This is a genomic window from Thermocatellispora tengchongensis (assembly GCF_014202315.1).
GTDB classification, from domain to species: domain Bacteria; phylum Actinomycetota; class Actinomycetes; order Streptosporangiales; family Streptosporangiaceae; genus Thermocatellispora; species Thermocatellispora tengchongensis.
On the sequence record NZ_JACHGN010000047.1, the window covers coordinates 1 to 20,258 of the forward strand.

The following is a 20,258-nucleotide window of genomic DNA, read 5'->3' on the forward strand; positions in this document are numbered from 1 at the left end:
GAGGGCGGCGCGATGGTGGCGGTGGCCGCGTCCGAGGAGGAGGTCGTGCCGGTGCTCGCGGGGGAGGGGGGTGTGTCGGTCGCGGCGGTGAACGGTCCGCGGTCGGTGGTGGTGTCGGGGGATGAGGAGGCGGTGCTGAAGGTCGCGGCGTTGTTCGCGGAGCGGGGGTGCAAGACGCGCCGGTTGCGGGTGAGTCACGCGTTCCACTCGCCACGGATGGAGGGCATGGTGAACGAGTTCGACCGGGTGGTGCGCGGCCTGTCGTTCCGGCCCGCGCGCATACCCGTCGTGTCGAACCTCACCGGGCGGATCGCCGGGGAGGAGATCGCCACCCCCGAGTACTGGGTGCGGCATGTACGCGAGCCGGTCCGCTTCGCCGACGGCGTGCGGACGCTGGCCGGCACCGGTGTGCGCCGCTTCCTGGAGCTGGGACCCGACGCCGTGCTGGCGCCGATGATCTCCGACGTGCTCGCCCCCGGCGAAGCGCTCGTGGTCGTCCCGGCCCTGCGCGCGGACCGGCCCGAGCCGGTGGCGCTGCAGCAGGCGCTGGGCGCGCTCCACGTCACCGGCACCGACGTGGACTGGACGCCCGCCTTCGCGGGCACGGGCGCCCGCCCCGCCGAGCTGCCCACCTACGCCTTCCAGCGGCGCCGCTTCTGGCTGGAGCCCCCGCCGCCCTCCGCGGACGGGTGGCGCTACCGGGCCGTCTGGCAGGCCCGCCCCGAACCCACCGGCACCCCCGCGGGCGCCTGGCTCGCCGTCGTCCCGCGCGCTCTCGCGGCGGACCCCTGGATCGCCGCCGTCACGGACGGGCTCGCCGGATGCGGGCTGGACCTGCGCACCCTCGTCCCCGCCGAAGACGATGAAAGCGGCGAGCACGTTGACCGCGAACGGCTCGCCGGCCTGCTGCCGCGCGATGTGGCGGGCGTGCTCGCCTTCACCGCGCTCGCCGACGGCGCGGTTCCCGGCGGGCCCGCCGGAGTCACCGGCACCGCCCTTCTCCTCCAGGCCGCGGCCGACGCCGGGCTGACCGCGCCGATATGGTGCCTCACCCGGGGCGCCGTCTCGGTGAGCCCGCACGATCCGCTGCCCAACCCCATCCAGGCCGCCTCCTGGGGCCTCGGCCGGGTGGCGGCGCTCGAACTGCCCCACCTGTGGGGCGGCCTCGTGGACCTCCCCGGCGCGGTGGACGAGCGCGCCCTGCGGCGCCTGTGCGGCGTCCTCACCGGCACCGAGGATCAGGCCGCCGTCCGCGCGGCGGGCGTGTTCGCCCGGCGGCTAGTGCGCGCCGGCGCGCCCGAGACCCGCCGCACCTGGCGGACGTCCGGCACCGCGCTGATCACGGGCGGCACCGGCGCCCTCGGCGCAGGCGTGGCACGCTGGCTCGCCGGGCGCGGCGCCGAGCACATCGTGCTGGTGAGCAGGCACGGGCCCGACGCCCCCGGCGTGGCCGAGCCGGTCGGCGAGATCTCCGCGTCCGGCGTCCGCGTCACCGTCGCCGCCTGCGACGTCGCCGACCACGCGGCTCTCGACGACCTCGTCCGGCGGATCGAAGCCGCCGGTCCTCCGATCAGGACGGTCGTGCACGCCGCCGGGGTGTCCCACTACGGCGCCATCGCCGAGACGGCGCCGGACGAGCTGGCGGCGGTCGTGAACGCCAAGCTGAACGGCGCCCGGCATCTCGACGCCCTCTTCGGCGACCGCCGGCTCGACGCGTTCCTGCTGTTCTCCTCGGTCGCGGCCGTGTGGGGCAGCGGCGGCGCCGGGGCGTACGCGGCCGGGAACGCCTATCTCGACGCGCTCGCCGCCCAACGCCGGGCACGCGGCCTGGCCGCCACCTCGATCGCGTGGGGGCCGTGGGACGGCGACGGCATGGTCGCCCGCGACGGCACCGGCGACCGGCTGCGCCGGCACGGGCTGGTGCCGATGGACCCGGCGCGGGCGATCACCCTGATGGGGCAGGCGCTCGACCTGGACGAGACCGCCGTCGCCGTCGCGGACATCGACTGGGACCGCTTCGTCCGGGGCTTCACCGCCCGCAGGCCCAGCCCGCTCATCGCCGGCCTGGCCGACGCCGGGCGCCGCCCCGCCGAGCCGGACCCCGGGCGGGAGAGCGAGCCCGGCCTGGCCCGCCGGCTCGCCGCCGCGTCCCCCGGGGAGCGCGACACCCTGGTGGCCGACCTCGTGCGGGCGGAGGCCGCGGCCGTGCTCGGGCACGGCTCCGCCCGCGACATCGAGCCCGAGCGGGCCTTCCGTGACCTGGGCTTCGACTCCATGACGGCGGTCGAGCTGCGCGACCGGCTGGCCGCAGCGACCGGCCTGCGGCTGCCGTCCACGCTCGTGTTCGACCACCCCACCCCCGCCGCGCTCGCACGCGAGCTGCACGGCGAACTCCTTGGCCTGCCCGCCGCCACCGACGCGCCGGCCGCCGCCGCGACCGGCACGGACGAGCCGATGGCGATCATCGGCATGGCCTGCCGCTTCCCCGGCGGGGCCGCCTCCCCCGAGGACCTGTGGCGGCTGGTCGCCGAGGGCACGGACGCGATCTCCGCGTTCCCCGAGGACCGGCACTGGGACCTGGACGCACTGTTCCACCCCGATCCGGACCACCCCGGCACGTCGTACGTGCGCGAGGGCGGGTTCCTCTACGACGCGGCCGAGTTCGACGCGGGCTTCTTCGGCATCTCGCCACGCGAGGCGCTGGCCATGGACCCGCAGCAGCGGCTCGTCCTTGAGACCTCGTGGGAGCTGTTCGAACGAGCCGGCATCGACCCGGCGACGCTGCGCGGCAGCCGCACCGGGGTGTTCGTGGGGGCCTCCGCCTCCGGGTACGGCTCGGCCCAGGACCCCCGGGCCGAGGGCCACGCCCTCACCGGCAGCGTCACCAGCGTGATCTCCGGGCGGGTGGCGTATACGTTCGGGTTCGAGGGCCCGGCGGTGACGGTGGACACCGCGTGCTCGTCGTCGCTGGTCGCACTGCACCTCGCCGGCCAGTCGCTGCGCGCGGGCGAGTGCGATCTCGCACTGGCGGGCGGCGTGAGCGTGCTCGCCACCCCGGCCGGGTTCACCCAGTTCTCCCGCCAGGGCGGCCTGGCCCGCGACGGCCGCTGCAAGTCCTTCGCCGCCGCGGCCGACGGCACCGGCTGGGCCGAGGGCGTCGGCGTGCTGCTGGTGGAACGGCTCTCGGACGCCCGGCGGAATGGTCATCACGTGCTGGCCGTGGTCCGCGGCTCGGCCACCAACCAGGACGGCGCCTCCAACGGCCTGACCGCCCCGAACGGCCTCGCCCAGCAGCGGGTGGTACGGCAGGCGCTCGCCAACGCCGGCGTGTCGGCGTCCGAGGTGGACGCGGTGGAGGCGCACGGCACGGGGACCACCCTCGGTGACCCGATCGAGGCGCAGGCGTTGCTCGCGACGTATGGGCAGGGGCGGGAGCGGCCGTTGTGGCTGGGGTCGATCAAGTCCAACATCGGGCACACCGCCGCCGCTTCGGGGGTGGCCGGTGTGATCAAGATGGTCATGGCGATGCGGCACGGGGTGCTGCCGAAGACGTTGCACGTGGACGAGCCGAGCCCGCATGTGGACTGGTCGGCGGGTGCGGTGGAGCTGTTGACCGAGGCGCGGGCGTGGGAGTCGGCGGGTCCGCGTCGGGCGGGGGTGTCGTCGTTCGGGATCAGCGGCACGAACGCGCATGTGATCGTGGAGGAGGCGCCGGAGGTCGAGCCGGTGCCGGTGGCCGATCCGGTGCTGCGGAGTGATGTGGTGCCGTTGGTGCTCTCGGGCCGGGATGATGCGGGGCTGCGTGCGGTCGCGGGTCAAGTGGCGGGTGTGCTGGCTGAGCGGTCCTTGCCGGATGTGGCGTGGTCGTTGTTGTCGCGGCCGGTGCTGGATCGGCGGGCGGTGGTACTGGCCGCCGATCGTGACGCGGCCCTCGCCGGTCTGTCCGGGATCGAGCCGGTGGAGGCGGGCTCGGGGAGGTCGGTGTTCGTGTTCCCCGGGCAGGGGTGGCAGTGGGCCGGGATGACGGCCGGGCTGCTGGATTCCTCCCCGGTGTTCGCCGAGGCGATGGCGGAGTGCGAACGGGCTTTGGGCGTGCCCGTGGTCGAGATCTTGCGGTCGGGTGCGGAGTTGGAGCGGGTGGATGTGGTCCAGCCGGTCCTGTTCGCGGTCATGGTCTCCCTCGCCCGGCTGTGGCGGGCGTGCGGGGTCGAGCCGCGAGCGGTGGTGGGCCACTCGCAAGGAGAGGTGGCCGCGGCCTGCGTCGCCGGGGCGCTGTCCCTGGAGGATGCCGCCCGCGTCGTGGTCGCCCGCAGCCGTGCCGTGGCCGAGGTGCTGTCCGGGCAGGGCGGTATGGCCGTGGCGCGGATGCCGCTCGCCGAGGCCGAGGAGCTGATCGCGGGCCGTGAGGTGGAGATCGCGGCGGTCAACGGCCCGGCACAGATCGTGCTCTCCGGCGCGGTGGATGACCTGCTGACCGATGAGCGGGTGCGCCGGATCGGCGTGGACTACGCCTCACACTGCGCGCAGGTCGAGGCGATCCGGGACCGGCTGCTAGCTGAGCTGGCGGACATCACCCCACGTCAGGCGGACCTGCCGATGTGGTCCACAGTGACCGGCGGCTGGACTGGCGGCGGTGAGCTGGACGCCGACTACTGGTATGCCAACCTGCGCAACCGCGTCCGGTTCGGCGAGGCGGTCGAGGCCCTGACCGGCGACGGCTTCGACGCGTTCATCGAAGTGAGCGCCCACCCCGTCCTGGCCCAGGCGATCGAGCACCCCCACGTCATCCCCACCCTCCGCCGCGACTCGCACCGGTTCATCGACGCGCTGGCCCGCGCCCACACCGCCGGCATCGAGGTGGACTGGCGCACCGTCGTCCCGCCCGCGCGCCGGATCGACCTGCCGACCTACCCGTTCCAGCGACGCCGCTACTGGCCGGCCGCTCCCGGGATCGACGCCGCGCGCGGTCCCGTCGTGCTCGCGGACGGTGGCGGTGTGGTGCTGAACGAGCGGCTCCCCGCCGGTGCCACCCCGCAGTACGCCGCGACGGCCATCGCCGAGATGGTCGTCCGCGCCGGCGACGAGGTCGGCTGCGGCCGGCTCGCCGAGCTGACCGTCGAGAACGGGGTCAGCGGAGCCGCGCACGTGCAGGTGGCCGTGCGCGCCGCCGGTCCCGGCGGGCGGCGCGAGGTCGTCGTGCACACCCGGGCCGGGGACGGCGAGTGGGCGCGCCACGCGACCGGCGCCGTGGAGGCGGCGGCGTACGACACGGACGAGGAGGCCGCCTGGGCGCTCGACGGCTGGGGACACGCGGCCGACACGGAGCCGTTCGACGGCGGCACGGCCCAGGGCCGCGCATGGCGGGCCGGTGGGGTGTTCCATGTGGAGGCGGCGCTGACCGGCGGCGACGGCCGGGAGCCCGATGCGTTCCTGCTGCATCCGGACCTGCTGCTCGCGGCCCTGCGTCCGGTCCTGCCCGACGCCGCGGCCCCCGTCTCGTGGCACGGCGTGGCGGTGTTCGCCACCGGCGCGACCGCCGTACGGGCACGGCTGACGCCCGGTGCGGACGGGACCTGCTCGGCCGAGCTCGCCGATCACTCCGGCCGCCTCGTGGCCGTCGTCGAGTCCCTGTCGTTCGGCGCCGTGGCGGAGCCGGAGCCGGGCGGAGCGTACCGGCTGGAATGGACGGAGATCGCCCCGCCCGCCGGCGCGGAGCCGGCCGTCCTCGGCGACCCCCGCGACCTGCTCGCGCACGACGCGCCGCTCCCGGCCACGGTGCTCTACCGCCTCGGCCGGCCGGACGACACGGCCGGGCTCGCCGCGTCCGCACGCGTCCTCACCGAGCAGGCGGCCGGTACGCTGGCCCGCTGGCTGGCCGACGAGCGCACCGCCTCCTCCCGGCTGGTCTTCCTCACCCGCGGCGCCGTCACGACCGGTCGCGGGGACCCGCGTCCGGACCCCGCGCACGCCTCGGTGGCCGGGCTCGTCCGCTCCGCCCGAGCCGAACACCCCGACCGGTTTGCCCTGATCGACCTGGACGACGCGGACGCCTTCGACACCGACATGCTCGCGGCGACGGCGGGCCGCGAGCCCGAAGCCGCCCTCCGCGCCGGCGCGGTCCTCGTGCCCCGGCTGGTCCCCGCGCAGCCGCGCTCCGATGCCCCGAGGATCGACGGGGAGGTCCTGGTCGTGGGGCCGCCCACCGGGCTCGCCGCGACCATCGCGCGCCACCTCGCGAGCCGGCACGGCGGCCGCCTCGTCGTCACCCACCCCGGCTGGGCGGACACTCCGGACGCGGCCGTCACCGTGCTCCCCGACGAGCCCGGGGCCATCGTCGCGGCGCGCCCCTCCGGCGTGGTGTACGCCGGGGACCCGGACGGGGCCGTCAGGCTCCACGAGCTGGGCCTTCGCCCGGACTGGTTCGTGCTGCTCGCCTCCGAGGCGGGCGCGCTCGGCAGTTCCGGCCGCCCGGGGGATGCGGCCGCCGGCGCCTTCCTCGCCGCGCTCGCCGCCCGCCGCCGCGCGGACGGCCTGCCCGCCACCTGCCTGGCCTGCGGGCCGTACGGGGACGAGGCGGCGCGGGACGGCTTCGCCCCGCTGCCGGCCGGGCGCGTGGCGGAGCTGTTCGACCAGGCGCTCGCCCTCGGCGAGCCGGTCGTGCTCCTCCTCCGCCCGGACGACCCCGCCGTGCTCGGAGACCGGGTGGGCCGATCCCCGGGCAGGACCGCCAGGAGGACCGCCGCCACCGCCGCGGACGACCTCGCGCTCACCCGGCGGCTCGCGGCGCTGTCCCCCGCCGAGGCCGACCGGCTGCTGCTGCACAAGGTCCAGGCGTACGCCGCCGCCGTGCTCGGCCACCAGGACGGGACCACCGTCGAGGCCGACCGGGCGTTCAAGGACCTCGGGTTCGACTCGCTGACGTCGATGGAGCTGCGCAACCGGCTGAACGGTCTCACCGGGCTGCGGCTCCCGGCGACGCTCGCCTTCACGTACCCGACCCCCGCCGACCTCGCCCGGTACCTGCGCGACCGGCTCCTGCCCGATCGCGCCGCGTCGGCGGAGGGCGAGCTGCACCGGCTGGAGGAGCTGCTGACCGGCCTCCAGCCCGGCGACGACGCCGGCGACCGGATCGCCGAGCGGCTGCAGGGACTGCTCGACCGGTGGCGGGCCAGGCCCTCCGCCGGGGCCGGGGCGCTGGCCGCGGAGAACCTCGAATCGGTCACCGCGGAGGAGATGTTCGACCTCATCGACAAGGAGCTGGGGACGCCGTGAACCGTGACCAGCCGTCGCCGTCCTCGCCCGACCAGGAGCGCTGATCATGTCGAATCGCGAAGAGAAGCTACTCGGCTACCTGAAGCGGGTCACCGCCGAGCTCGGGCAGACCCGCGACCGGTTGCGCGAGACGGAGGCCGCGCTCCGGGAGCCGATCGCGATCGTGGGCATGGCCTGCCGCTACCCGGGCGGGGTCACCTCTCCCGAGGACCTGTGGCACCTCGTCGCCGAGGGACGCGACGCGGTGGGAGGCTTCCCCGAGGACCGCGGCTGGGACCTGGAGGCGCTGTTCCACCCCGACCCGGACCACCCCGGCACGTCCTATGTGCGTGAGGGCGGGTTCCTGTACGACGCGGCCGAGTTCGACGCGGGGTTCTTCGGCATCTCGCCGCGTGAGGCGCTGGCGATGGACCCGCAGCAGCGGCTGCTGCTGGAGACGTCGTGGGAGGTGTTCGAGCGGGCGGGGATCGACCCGCGCGCGCTGAAGGGCAGCCGCACCGGCGTCTTCGTGGGCGCGATCTCGTCGGGGTACGTGGAGCGGCTGGGCCGGCCCCCGCAGGAGGTCGAGGGCTATCTCGCCACGGGGGCGATGACGAGCGTCGCCTCCGGGCGGGTGGCGTACACGTTCGGCCTGGAAGGTCCGGCCGTCACGGTGGACACCGCGTGCTCGTCCTCGCTGGTCGCGCTGCATCTGGCGGGCCAGTCGCTGCGCGCCGGCGACTGCGCCATGGCGCTCGTCGGCGGCGTCACCGTGATGCCCTATCCGGGCATCTACACCGAGTTCTCCCGGCAGCGCGGCCTGGCCCCCGACGGCCGCTGCAAGTCCTTCGCCGCCGCCGCGGACGGCACCGGCTGGGCCGAGGGCGTCGGCGTCCTGCTGCTCGAACGCCTCTCCGACGCCCGGCGCAACGGCCACCGGGTGCTCGCCGTCGTCCGCGGCTCCGCCATGAACCAGGACGGGGCATCCAACGGCCTCACCGCCCCCAACGACCTGGCCCAGGAACGCGTCATACGGCAGGCGCTGGCGAACGCCGGCGTGCCGGCCTCCGAGGTGGACGCGGTGGAGGCCCACGGCACGGGAACCACCCTCGGCGACCCGATCGAGGCGCAGGCGTTGCTCGCCGCCTACGGGCAGGGCCGGCAACGGCCGCTGTGGCTGGGCTCGATCAAGTCGAACTTCGGCCACTCCGGTGCGGCGGCGGGTGTCGCCGGTGTCATCAAGATGGTCATGGCCATGCGGCACGGGGTGCTGCCGAAGACGTTGCACGTGGACGAGCCCACGCCGCACGTGGACTGGTCGGCGGGGTCGGTGGAACTGCTGACCGAGGCCCGGCCCTGGGAGTCGGCGGGCCCCCGGCGGGCCGGAGTGTCCTCGTTCGGCGTCAGCGGCACCAACGTCCACGTGATCGTGGAGGAGGCGCCGGCGCCGGAACCGGCCCCCGCGGCCGATCCGGTGCTGCGCGGCGATGTCGCGCCCCTGGTCCTTTCGGCCCGCGACGATGCCGGGTTGCGTGCGGTCACCGGGCAGATCGGCGCGGTGCTGGCGCGGGAGCCGCTGGCGGATGTGGCGTGGTCGTTGCTGTCGCGTCCGGTGCTGGATCGTCGTGCGGTGGTGCTGGCCGCCGATCGTGACGCGGCCCTCGCCGGTCTGTCCGAGGTGGAGCCGGTGGAGTCGGGCTCGGGGAGGGCGGTGTTCGTGTTCCCCGGGCAGGGCTGGCAGTGGGCCGGGATGACGGCCGGCCTGCTGGATGCCTCCGCGGTGTTCGCCGAGGCGATGGCCGACTGCGAACAGGCCCTGGACCTGCCCGTGACCGAGATCCTGCGGTCGGGTGCGGAGCTGGAGCGGGTGGATGTGGTCCAGCCGGTCCTGTTCGCGGTCATGGTCTCCCTCGCCCGGCTGTGGCGGGCGTGCGGCGTGGAGCCGAAGGCCGTGGTGGGGCACTCCCAGGGTGAGGTGGCCGCCGCGTGCGTGGCCGGGGTGCTGTCCCTGGAGGACGCCGCCCGGGTTGTGCTGGCCCGGAGCCGGGCCGTGGCCGAGGTCCTGTCCGGTAAGGGCGGCATGGCGGTGGCGCGGATGCCGCTCGCCGAGGCCGAGGAGCTGATCGCGGGCCGGGAGGTGGAGATCGCGGCGGTCAACGGCCCAGGCCAGATCGTGCTCTCCGGCGCCGTCGAAGACCTGCTGACAGATGAGCGGGTGCGCCGGATCGGCGTGGACTACGCCTCCCATTGCGCCCAGGTGGAGGCGATCCGGGACCGGCTCTTGGCCGAGCTCGCCGACATCACCCCGCGCCAGGCCGGGCTGCCGATGTGGTCCACCGTGACCGGCGGCTGGGCACAGGGCGGTGAGCTGGATGCGGAGTACTGGTATGCCAACCTGCGTCAGCGCGTGCGGTTCGGTGAGGCGATCGAGGCGCTGACCGGTGACGGGTTCGACGCGTTCGTGGAGGTGAGCGCCCACCCCGTCCTGGCCCAGGCGATCGAGCACCCGCATGTGATCCCCACCTTGCGGCGCGACTCGGATCGGTTCATCGAGGCGCTGGCCCGTGCGCACACCGCCGGGATCGAGGTGGACTGGCGCACGGTCGTCCCGCCCGCCCGCGAGATCGACCTGCCGACCTACCCCTTCCAGCGCGAGCGCTACTGGTTGCGCGGCTCGCCGGAGGTGGACGCGGCCGGGCTGGGCGTGGACGGGGCGGATCACCCGTTGCTCGGGGCGCGGGTGGCGCTGGCCGGCGGCGAGCAGGTGGTGTTCACCGGCCGGATCACCCTGACCGCGCATCCCTGGCTGGGGGACCACGCGGTGGGGGATGTGGTGGTGCTGCCGGGGGCGGCCCTGGCGGAGATGGTCCTGCGCGCAGGAGAGGAGGCCGGCCGCGGCCATCTGGCCGAGCTGACCCTGCACACCCCGCTCACGATCCCCGCCGACGGCGGCGTGCAGGTACAGGTGTTGCTCCGCGAGCCGGACGCGGACGGTGCGCGTGAGGTGGAGGTCCACGCCCGCACCGACGAGGCGGCCGAGTGGGTCTGCCATGCGGTGGGCGTGATCGACGCCGCGAGCGACGAGCCCGAATTCGACCTGAGCGCGTGGCCCCCGGCGGATGCCGAACCGGTGCCGGTGGACGGGCTCTACGACACCCTCGCCGAGATCGGGTACCGGTACGGGCCGGCCTTCCGCGGGCTTCGCGCGGCGTGGCGGCGCGGGGAGGAGCTGTTCGCCGAGGTCGCGCTGCCGGACGAGGCGCGCGACGCGGCGGCCGGGTTCCTCCTGCACCCGGCGCTGCTGGACGCCGCGCTGCACACCATCGGGCTCACCGACGGCGACCCCGGGGATCAGGTGCGCCTGCCGTTCTCCTGGACGGGCGTGACCGTCCACGCCGCGAACGCCCTCGCCGCCCGGGTGATGATCTCTCCGGCCGGGGCCGACGCCGTGTCCGTACGCCTGGCCGACGTGACGGGCCGTCCGCTCGCCGCCGTTCGTACGCTGACGCTGCGGCCCATGGGAGCCGCGGTCGCCCCGCACCCCGACTGGTTGTTCCGGGTCGAGTGGCGGGCCGCGGACCTCCCGGCCGGCCTGGGCGGGCGCTGGGCGATGGTGGGCGACGACCCGTTCGGGATCGCGGCGGACCTGGAGCTGTGGGGGCTGGACCTCGACCGGTACGCCGACCTGGACGAGGTCGCCGGCATCCCCGACGTCGTGCTGCTGTGCGCCGGCGGCGGGTCCGACCCGGGCGTCATGGCCGCCGACGCCCACGCCGCGATCGTCTCGGTCCTGTCCGAGGTGCGGCAGTGGCTGGCCGAGCCGCGCTTCGCCATGTCGCGGCTCGTGCTCGTGACGCGGAGCGCCGTGGCCTGCCCGGATGTGGACCCGGTGGGCGCCGCCGTGTGGGGGTTCATGCGGTCGGTCGCCGCGGAGGCCCCCGGCCGGATCGTGCTGGTGGACGTGGACGGCGGGCTGGTGCCATGGGACCGGCTGGTCGGCGACGAGCCCGAGATCGCGGTTCGCGACGGGGAGGTGCTGTGCCCGCGGCTGGCGCGGACGACCGGCGCGCTGGTGCCCCCGGAAGGCGACGGCTGGCGGCTGGACACGACCGCGGCGGGCAGCCTGGACGCCGTCTCCGTGATCGGCGACGACGCCGCCCGCGCGCCGCTGGGACCCCGCGAGGTACGCGTCGCCATCCGGGCGGCGGGCGTCAACTTCCGCGACGTGCTCGTGGGGCTCGGCATGTACCCCGGCGGAGCGGCCCTCGGCAGCGAGGCGGCCGGTGTCGTGACCGAGGTGGGGGCGGATGTGACCCGGTGCGCCGTCGGCGACCGGGTGATGGGGTTCGTCGCCGGCTGCTTCGGGCCGCTGGGGGTGGCGGACGAGCGGGTGCTCGTGCCGGTGCCCAAGGGCTGGTCGTTCGAGGAGGCGGCGGCGGTGCCGGTGGCGTTCACGACCGCGTGGTATGCGCTGGCCGATCTGGGTGGGGTGCGGGCCGGGGAGACGGTGGTGGTGCACGCGGCCGCGGGTGGTGTGGGGATGGCGGCGGTGCAGCTCGCGCGGCGGTTGGGGGCGCGGGTGCTGGGGACGGCCGGTGAGGCCAAGTGGCCGGTGCTGGAGTCGATGGGGCTGGCGGAGGAGGAGATCGGCTCGTCGCGGTCGGTGGAGTTCGCCGCCCGGTTCCGCCGGCTGGCCCCTGGCGGGGTGGATGTGGTGCTGAACTCGTTGTCCGGCGAGTTGCTGGACGCCTCGATCGGGCTGTTGCGCGAGGGCGGGCGGTTGGTCGAGCTGGGCAAGACCGACGTCCGGGACCCGGGGAGTCTTCCGGGTATCGGGTATCGGGCGTTCGAGCTGGCGGAGGCGGGGCCGGACCGGATCGGCGAGCTCCTCGACGAGGTCATGGACATGTTCGCCGAGGGCGCGCTGACGCTGCCGCCCGTGACGGTGCGCGACGTGCACCAGGTGCGCGAGACGCTGCGCTGGATGAGCCAGGCCGGCCATGTGGGCAAGATCGTGCTGCGCATGCCACGGCCGCTGGACCCGGACAAGACCGTGCTGATCACGGGCGGGACCGGGATGCTGGGCTCGTTGCTGGCCCGTCACCTGGTGACGCGGTACGGCGTGCGGAGGCTGTTGCTGCTGTCCCGTTCGGGTCGTATGCCGGAGGGCCTGGGGGATCTGGACGCCGACATTCGGGTGGCCGCGTGCGACGTGGCCGATCGGGCCGCGCTGGCGGAGGTGCTGGAGGGCGTGGAGCTGACCGGCGTGATCCACGCGGCCGGGGTGGTGGAGGACGGCCTGGTGGCCTCGCTGGACGCGGGGGCGGTGGACCGGGTGCTGCGGCCCAAGGTGGACGGGGCCGTCAACCTGCACGAGCTCGCCGGAGACGTGGCCTGGTTCGTGGTGTTCTCCTCGGTCGCCGGCGTGGTGGGCGGCGTGGGGCAGGCGGCGTACGCGGCGGCGAACGCGTTCGTGGACGCGCTCGTGGCCCGCCGCCGCGCGGCGGGCCTGCCGGGAGTGTCGCTGGCCTGGGGGTTCTGGCAGTCGGCCAGCGCCATGACCGGGCATCTGGACGCCGGCGACATCTCCCGCATGGCCCGCAACGGCATGCGTCCGCTCACCGCCGAGCAGGGGCTCGCGCTCTTCGACGCCGGGGTCCGCGCCGACCTCCCCGTCCAGATCCCCGCCCGGCTCGACATCTCCGGGTTCCAGGCCGCCGGAGGAGAGGTGCCGCCGATCCTGCGCGAGCTGGTCCCCGCCCCGAGGCTGCTCGCCCGCCGCGCGTCCGCCCCGGCGCACATCCCCGTGGCGGACGGGCTCGACGCGCTCTCCCCGGCCGAGCGGCGCTCCCGCGCGGTCGAGCTGGTACGCGCGCACGTCGCGACGGTCCTCGGGCACTCCTCGCCCGCCGTGGTGGACACCGGCAAGTCGTTCAAGGACCTCGGGTTCGACTCGCTCACCGCGGTGGAGCTGCGCAACCGGCTCAACGCCGCCACCGGGCTCCGGCTGCCCGCGACACTGGTCTTCGACCACCCCACGCCGAGCGCGCTCGCCGCGTACCTCCAGAGCCAGTGGGGGGACGATCCCGGCACCGCCGTGCTCGACGACCTGGACAAGCTCGACATGGCGCTCTCCGCGCTGCCGCCGGACTCCGACGCCATGGCCGAAGCCGTCACCCGGCTTGAGGCCCTGGTGTGGAAGTGGCGCCAGCAGGACGCCGGCGACCACGCGGCCGGCGACCTCGCGGCCGTCAGCAACGACGAGATGTTCGACCTCATCGACAGGGAGCTCGGCACAACCGACCGGTGACCGTCCGACCCCCCGAAGGCTTTGCGTGGAGAGGGCAATGGCGACTGACGAGCAGAAGTTCCGCGAATACCTCAACCGTGTCATGGGCGAGCTCCGGCAGGCCAGGAGCCGGCTGCGCGCGAGCGAGGAACGGAACCGCGAGCCAATCGCGATCATCGGCATGGCCTGCCGGTTCCCGGGTGGGGTCGCCACGCCGGAGGACCTGTGGGAGCTGGTGGCCGAGGGCCGTGACGCCGTCGCCGGATTCCCCGAGGACCGGGGCTGGGACCTGGACCGCCTCTTCGACCCCGCCTCCGAGCGCGCCCGCACGACCTACGTGCGCGAGGGCGGCTTCCTGTACGACGTCGCCGGCTTCGACGCGGGCTTCTTCGGCATCTCGCCGCGTGAGGCGCTGGCGATGGACCCGCAGCAGCGGCTGCTGCTGGAGACCTCTTGGGAGGCGTTCGAGCGGGCCGGCCTCGACATCACCTCGGCGCGCGGCAGCGCCACCGGCGTCTTCGTCGGCGGCGTGTCCTCCGCGTACGTGGCGCGCGTGGACGAGGCCCCCGAGGAACTGCAGGGCTACCTGGCCATCGGCAACGTGCCCAGCGTGATCACCGGACGGGTCGCCTACACGTTCGGGTTCGAGGGGCCGGCGGTGACCGTGGACACCGCCTGCTCGGCGTCGCTGGTCGCGCTGCACCTCGCCTGCCAGTCGCTGCGGGTGGGCGAGTGCTCGCTCGCGCTCGGCGGAGGGGTCAGCGTGATGGGCCACCCCGCGGGCTTCACCGAGTTCTCGCGGCAGGGCGGCCTGGCCCGCGACGGCCGCTGCAAGTCCTTCGCCGCGGCGGCCGACGGCACCGGCTGGGCCGAGGGCGCCGGCGTACTGCTGCTCGAACGGCTCTCCGACGCCCGGCGGAACGGCCATCCGGTGCTGGCGGTGATCCGCGGCTCGGCGATCAACCAGGACGGCGCGTCGAACGGCCTGACCGCGCCGAACGGCCTGGCCCAGCAGCGCGTGGTCCGGCAGGCGCTGGCGAACGCGGGCTTGTCGGCGTCCGACGTGGACACCGTCGAGGCCCACGGCACGGGGACCACCCTCGGCGACCCGATCGAGGCGCAGGCGTTGCTCGCCACCTACGGGCAGGGCCGGGAACGGCCGTTGTGGCTCGGCTCGATCAAGTCCAACATCGGGCACGCCCAGGCCGCCGCGGGGATCGCCGGCGTGATCAAGATGGTCATGGCGATCCGGCAGGGTGTGCTGCCGAAGACGCTGCACGTGGACGAGCCCACGCCGCACGTGGACTGGTCGGCGGGGTCGGTGGAACTGCTGACCGAGGCCCGGCCGTGGGAGTCGGCGGGGCCGCGCCGGGCCGGGGTGTCCTCGTTCGGCGTCAGCGGGACGAACGCGCATCTGATCGTGGAGGAGGCCCCATCGGCCGAGCCGGAGCCGGCGCCGGAGTGGGAGCCGGTCGTGTCCGGCGACGCGGTGCCGCTGGTGCTCTCGGCCCACGACGACGCCGGGCTGCGGGCGGTCGCCGGGCAGATCGGCGCGGTGCTGGCGCGGGAGCCGTTGCCGGACGTGGCGTGGTCGTTGCTGTCGCGGCCGGTGCTGGGGCGGCGTGCCGTGGTCCTGGCGGCCGATGGTGACGCGGCCCTCGCCGGGCTGGCCGGGATCGAGCCGGTGGAGCCGGGCTCGGGCAAGGCCGTGTTCGTGTTCCCCGGCCAGGGCTGGCAGTGGGCCGGGATGACGGCCGGGCTGCTGGATTCCTCTCCCGTGTTCGCCGAGGCGATGGCGGAGTGCGAGCAGGCCCTGGGCGTGCCCGTGATCGAGATCCTGAGGTCGGGGGCCGAGCTGGAGCGGGTGGATGTGGTGCAGCCGGTCCTGTTCGCGGTCATGGTCTCGCTCGCGAGGTTGTGGCGGGCGTGCGGGGTCGAGCCCCAGGCCGTGGTGGGCCACTCCCAGGGCGAGGTGGCCGCCGCGTGCGTGGCCGACGCGTTGTCCCTGGAGGACGCCGCGCGCATCGTGGTCGCCCGGAGCCGTGCCGTGGCCGAGGTGCTGTCCGGCCGGGGCGGGATGGCCGTGGCGCGGATGCCGCTCGCGGAGGCCGAGGAGCTGATCGCGGGCCGGGAGGTGGAGATCGCGGCGGTCAACGGCCCAAGCCAGATCGTGCTCTCCGGTGCGGTGGATGAGCTGCTGGCAGATGAGCGGGTGCGCCGGATCGGGGTGGACTACGCCTCGCACTGCAAGCAGGTGGAGGCGATCCGCGAGCGGCTGCTGGCCGAGCTGGCGGACATCCGGCCCCGGGAGGCCGAGCTGCCCATGTGGTCAACCGTGACCGGCGGGTGGACAAGCGGCGGTGAGCTGGATGCGGAGTACTGGTATGCCAACCTGCGCAACCCGGTGCGGTTCGGTGAGGCGATCGAGGCCCTGACCGGCGACGGGTTCGACGCGTTCGTGGAGGTGAGCGCCCACCCCGTCCTGACCCAGGCGATCGAGCACCCGCATGTGATCCCCACCTTGCGCCGCGACTCGCACCGGTTCGTCGAGGCGCTGGCCCGCGCGCACACCGCCGGGATCGAGGTGGACTGGCGTGCCGTCGTGCCCCCCGCGCGCAGGATCGACCTGCCGACGTACCCGTTCCAGCGGGAGCGGTACTGGCTGGTGCCCGTCCCGGCCGCCGATCCGGCCGGACTCGGCGTGGACGGGGCCGAGCACCCGCTGCTCGGGGCCCGGGTCACGCTGGCCGGCGGGGAGGGCGTGGTCTTCACCGGCCGCCTGGCGCTGACCGATCAGCCCTGGCTGACCGAGGACGGGCGGCTGGCCACCGCCGCGCTGGGCGAGCTGGTCGTACGCGCCGGGGACGAGACCGGCGGCCACCGCGTCGAGGAGCTGACCGTGACCGCCCCGGTCGTCCTGCCCGACCGCGGCGGCCTGCGCATCCAGGTCGCGGTCGGCAACCCGGACGCGGCCGGGCGCCGTACGGTCAGCGTGCACTCCCGGCCCGAGGACGAGGACGCCGACTGGATCCGCCATGCCACCGGCACGCTCACCACTTCCACGGCACCGGCCGGCGCCGAGCTGCGCGCCTGGCCGCCCCCGGACGCCACGCCCGTGCGAAGCGGGCACCCGCTCGTCCGCGCGAGCTGGCGGCGCGGCGACGACGTGTACGCCGAGGTGGCGCTGCCCGCCGGGGAACCCGGCCGGTTCGTGCTGCACCCCGCCCTGCTCGACGCCGCCCTCCGTACGGTGTCGGACCGCGAGCCGGTGGCGTGGAAGGGCATGGAGGTCCTGGCGGCCGGCGCGACGGCCGTCCGGGTCCTGATCAGGCCCGCGGGGGTGGACGCCGTGTCGGTCGCCATCGCGGACGCCGACGGGCGCCCGGTCGCCGTCGTGGAGTCCGTCGAGTTCGGCCAGTACGACCAGTCCGGCGAATTCGGCACGGGAGCACGCGGGGTGCGCGACGCGCTGTTCCGGGTGGAGTGGACCGCGGTGTCCGTGCCCGATGGGGCGGGGCTCTCGGTCGCGTGGCTCGGCGACCCGGGAGACCCGGCGGTGACGGAGCGGTACGCGACCCTGGACGAGCTCGCGGCGGCGTACCCGGCGCCGCCCGCCGTCGTGCTGACCCGCTGCCCGGAACCCGGCGGCGGCCTGGCGGGCGACGCCCACGCCTGCGCCCAGTGGGCGCTGCGCGCGATCCAGGACTGGCAGGCCGACGAGCGGTTCGCGGCCTCGCGGCTCGCCGTGCTCCTCCCGCCCGGCGGCACCGCCCAGGCGACCGCGGCCGGCCTCGTCAGGTCGGCGCAGGCCGAGCAGCCGGGCCGGATCACCCTGGTCGAGCTGGACGGCGGCCCGTCGTCCCTCCAGCTTCTCCCCGGCGCGCTCACCCTGGACGAGCCGCAGCTCAGGATCAGAGACGGCCTGGTCACGGTCCCGCGCCTGGCCAGGGCGCCCGGCCGGGTCCCGGGGGAGACCGCGCCGATCGAGGGGACCGTGCTGGTCACCGGCGGCACGGGCACGCTCGGCGGCATCGTGGCCCGCCACCTCGTCGGCCGCTACGGCGTGCGCGATCTGCTGCTGGTGAGCCGTACCGGCCGGGCGTCGCGGGAACTGCTCGCCGACCTGGAGGCCGGCGGCGCGCGCGTACGCGTGGCCGCCTGCGACGTGAGCGACCGAGACGCCCTCGCCGGCCTGCTCGCCGGCGTGCCGCTGGCCGGGGTCGTGCACGCGGCCGGGGTCACCGACGACGGCGTCGTCGCGTCGCTGACGCCGGAGCGGCTGGCGCGCGTCCTGGCCGCCAAGGTGGACGCGGCCGTGCACCTGCACGAGCTGACGCGCGACGCCGGACTCGCCATGTTCGTGCTGTTCTCCTCAACCGCCGGCGTGCTGGGCAGCGCCGGGCAGGGCAACTACGCGGCCGGCAACGCCTTCCTGGACGCGCTCGCCGAGCACCGCCGCGACCTCGGCCTGCCCGCCGTCTCGATGGCGTGGGGGCTGTGGGCGGAGGAGAGCGGGCTCACCGGCCGCCTCGGGCAGGCGCAGCTCGCCCGGCTCGCCCGCGCCGGCGTCCGGCCGCTCGGCACCGGCCACGCGCTCGCCCTGTTCGACGCCGCGCTCGCGGCGGGAGAGGCCACCACCGTCACCGCCCGCCTCGACACCCGCGCCTGGCGCGAGGAGGTCCCGCCGCTGATGCGCGGGCTCGTCCGGCGCGTGGTCACCGCGGCGCCGGCGGGGGAGCGTGGCGGGCTCGCGGCCACCCTGGCGGGGCTCGACGCCGCCGACCGGGAACGGCTGCTGCTCGACCTCGTGCGCACGCACGCCGCGACCGTGCTCGGCCACCCCTCTCCCGACGGGGTCCACGCGGAGCGGGCGTTCAAGGACGCCGGCTTCGACTCGCTGACGGCCGTCGAGCTGCGCAACCGGCTGGCCGCGGCCACCGGGCTGCGGCTGCCCGCGACCTTGGTGTTCGACCACCCGACACCGCGCGCGCTCGCCGGCCGGCTCCTCGCGGAGCTGCTGGGGCACGGCCACGACGGCGAGGCGCCCGCGGCCCCCGCCGCCCCCACCGGCGAACCGCTCGCCGTCGTCGCCATGGCCTGCCGCTTCCCCGGCGGCGTCACCTCGCCGGAGGAGCTGTGGGCGGCCGTGCGCGACGGGGTGCACGCCGTCTCGCCCTTCCCCACCGACCGAGGCTGGGACTTCACCCCCGACCCGCGCCACCCGTACGCCCCGGTGGGCGGCTTCCTGGACCACCCGGCCGACTTCGACCCCGGCTTCTTCGGCATCTCGCCGCGCGAGGCGCTGGCCATGGACCCGCAGCAGCGGCTCGTCCTGGAGACGTCCTGGGAGCTGTTCGAGCGGGCGGGCATCGTGCCGGACACGCTGCGCGGCAGCCGCACCGCCGTCTACGTCGGCTCCAACACCCACGACTACATCGCCATGCTGCGCGAGATCCCCGAGGGCGTGGACGGGCACCTGGGCATCGGCAACGCGGCCAGCGTGGTGTCGGGGCGGGTCGCGTACGCGTTCGGGCTGGAAGGGCCGGCCGTGACCGTGGACACCGCCTGCTCGTCCTCACTGGTCGCGATCCATCTGGCCGGGCAGGCGCTGCGCACGGGGGAGTGCGACCTCGCGCTCGCCGGCGGCGTCAGCGTCATGTGCACGCCCGGCGTGTTCGCCGACTTCGGCCGCCAGGGCGGGCTGGCCGCCGACGGCCGGTGCAAGGCGTTCGGCGCCGGCGCCGACGGCACCGTCTGGGGGGAGGGGGTCGGCCTGGTGCTTTTGGAGCGGTTGTCGGACGCGGTGCGGAACGGGCGTCGGGTGCTGGCGGTGGTGCGGGGGTCGGCGGTGAATCAGGACGGGGCGTCGAACGGGTTGACGGCGCCGAGTGGTCCGTCGCAGCGGCGGGTGGTGCGGCAGGCGCTGGCGAATGCGGGGGTGGCGGCGTCGGAGGTGGATGTGGTGGAGGCGCATGGGACGGGGACGGCGCTGGGGGATCCGATCGAGGCGCAGGCGTTGACGGCGGCGTATGGGGGGGAGCGGGATCGGCCGTTGTTCGTGGGGTCGGTGAAGTCGAACATCGGGCATGCGCAGGCGGCGGCGGGGGTGGCCGGTGTGATCAAGATGGTGATGGCGATGCGCCATGGGGTGTTGCCGCGGACGTTGCATGTGGATGAGCTGTCGCCGCATGTGGATTGGTCCTCGGGTGTGGTGGAGGTGTTGCGGGAGTCGCGGCGGTGGGATTGGCCGGGGGTGCGGCGTGCGGGGGTGTCGTCGTTCGGGATCAGCGGCACCAATGCGCATCTGATCCTGGAACAAGCGGCGGAGACGCCCGTACCGGCCGTGGACCCCGTGCCCGCCGGCGACCCGGCCGTGGCGTGGGTGATCTCCGGGCGGAGCGCGGACGCGCTGCGCGCCCAGGCCGAGCGGCTGATCGCGTACGCGCGCGAGCACGAGGACGTGAGCACCCGGGACATCGCCCACACCCTCGCGACCACCCGGGCCCTCCACGAGCACCGGGCCGTCGTCGCCGGGGACCGCGCCGAGCTGCTGTCGGGACTGGCCGCGGTCGCCGACGGCCGCGCGGGCGGCCAGGCCCGGCCCACGGGCGGCCTGGCGGTGCTGTTCACCGGGCAGGGGGCGCAGCGGTTGGGGATGGGCCGGGAGTTGTACGGGCGGTTTCCGGTGTTCGCCGAGGCGTTCGACGCGGTGTGCGCG

At 75.4% G+C, this 20,258-nt stretch carries 3 protein-coding genes; all 3 read left to right on the forward strand.

Features of this window, described 5'->3' with window-relative positions:
* Positions 1-12 precede the first annotated feature (12 nt).
* Positions 13-7,272, forward strand: a complete 7,260-nt coding sequence (locus HNP84_RS50590) for a type I polyketide synthase (protein WP_246519652.1) — start codon at positions 13-15, stop codon at positions 7,270-7,272.
* 46 nt (positions 7,273-7,318) lie between these two features.
* Positions 7,319-13,561 (forward strand): type I polyketide synthase, encoded by a 6,243-nt coding sequence (locus HNP84_RS50595; protein ID WP_185057336.1) that lies wholly within the window; start codon positions 7,319-7,321, stop codon positions 13,559-13,561.
* Positions 13,562-13,598: 37 nt separating this feature from the next.
* Positions 13,599-20,258: type I polyketide synthase (locus HNP84_RS50600; protein WP_185057337.1), on the forward strand; the 6,660-nt coding region annotated here is incomplete at its 3' end.